The organism is Xenorhabdus sp. IM139775 (assembly GCF_028598745.1).
In the GTDB taxonomy this organism is placed as follows: Bacteria; Pseudomonadota; Gammaproteobacteria; order Enterobacterales; family Enterobacteriaceae; genus Xenorhabdus.
Map to the genome: position 1 here is coordinate 1 of NZ_JAQRFK010000195.1, position 1,220 is coordinate 1,220.

Sequence of the window (1,220 nt, forward strand, 5' to 3'; positions counted from 1 at the left end):
GAGCACAGGCGCTATACTGCACCCCGGTAAATAAACAAAATAGCCTGAAAGTGCACATCGGGGATCGGGCAAAAAATCTTTACCCCAACGGGTAAAACAGGTTCTTTAACAAGCTGTTATTAAAGAAAAAATCCCGCCTAAAAAGTATGGTCGTGTCGGGACAGTCCCTAAGACCCGATAGGGCTGCTGGGCGGGGTTAACCCGTATGGGTATGTGCATAATCCGACGGGATGGGTCGATCCATATGGATTGGCGGGTGAAGATTGTGGCAATCTAAAAATTAATGTTGATCATGTCTTCCACGGTGAAATTAACCGAAAAGGAAATGCCGTTGGTTTTCATCACGAAGCAAGTATAGGCCATCAAGGGAAAGCACGTATCACTGGAATTACAGATCTTCCAAATTCTCAGGGTGTTTATCGAGGAAAAGTTGAGGTATTTAATTCTCAAACTGGTCAATGGGTACAAAAAGGCCCCGAATCAACATTCTTCCCTCAATCTTGGAATCGTCAGCAGGTAATGTCGGAAATAAAAGGAGCTTATAAAAACGCCACGATGCAAGGCAGTAAGTGGGAAGGTGTATCACCAAGCGGAGTTAAAATTGGTGGTTATCTTGATAAGAACGGAAATATAAATACAGCATTCCCTGTTTATGAGAAGGTTAAGTAAGAATGAAATTTTATATTGATAAAGATGGTTATTCTCGTGCTGAAGCAGGTGAAGAATATCGTCTCGTTGCTTGGTTTTTCAATGATGATGTGCAAGGTAGTTTGCATGGAGTTGAGGAGTATATTTCTTGGTGTGAATCAGTAAGCAATGGTGAATTACCTCAATGGGAAGGTACAGGTAATGCCCACACTGTTACTATCAAGCCAGATGGTGTCGAGATCTTTAACGAATACACAGAAGAAAGTCTTGAGATCGCAACCATAGAAGAATTCAAAGGTTATCTTGAGAAATGGAAAGAATTACTTCTGAGTAGAGAGTAAACACCAAGAAAGCCGGAAAGATCCCCGTGATCTTCCGGCTTTCTTGCTTTTACCGTGGAGCGTACGTAAGCGGCTCATTTGAACCGTATTGACGATTAGATATTGGTCAGGTTGAGTTTTCAGGGAAGCAGCTCATGTACCTTGTTTGATGGCCAGTCAGCTATATGGCTGATGACGTACCGCAACCACGCTTCCGGGTCTACACCATTAAGCCGGCAGGAGCCGATTAAT

General features: G+C 43.0%; 3 protein-coding genes. 2 read left to right on the forward strand and 1 reads right to left on the reverse strand.

Features of this window, described 5'->3' with window-relative positions:
• Positions 1-213 precede the first annotated feature (213 nt).
• Positions 214-669 carry an EndoU domain-containing protein gene (locus PSI17_RS16915; RefSeq protein ID WP_273553068.1) on the forward strand — a complete coding sequence of 152 codons (456 nt, stop codon included), beginning with the start codon at positions 214-216 and terminating at the stop codon, positions 667-669.
• Positions 670-671: 2 nt separating this feature from the next.
• Complete coding sequence (locus tag PSI17_RS16920) at positions 672-989, forward strand: hypothetical protein (RefSeq protein ID WP_273553069.1); 318 nt, start codon at positions 672-674, stop codon at positions 987-989.
• A 119-nt stretch (positions 990-1,108) separates the two neighbouring features.
• Here PSI17_RS16920 and PSI17_RS16925 read toward each other — a convergent pair.
• The coding region (locus PSI17_RS16925; protein ID WP_273553070.1) for a transposase domain-containing protein at positions 1,109-1,220 on the reverse strand (112 nt) is incomplete at its 5' end.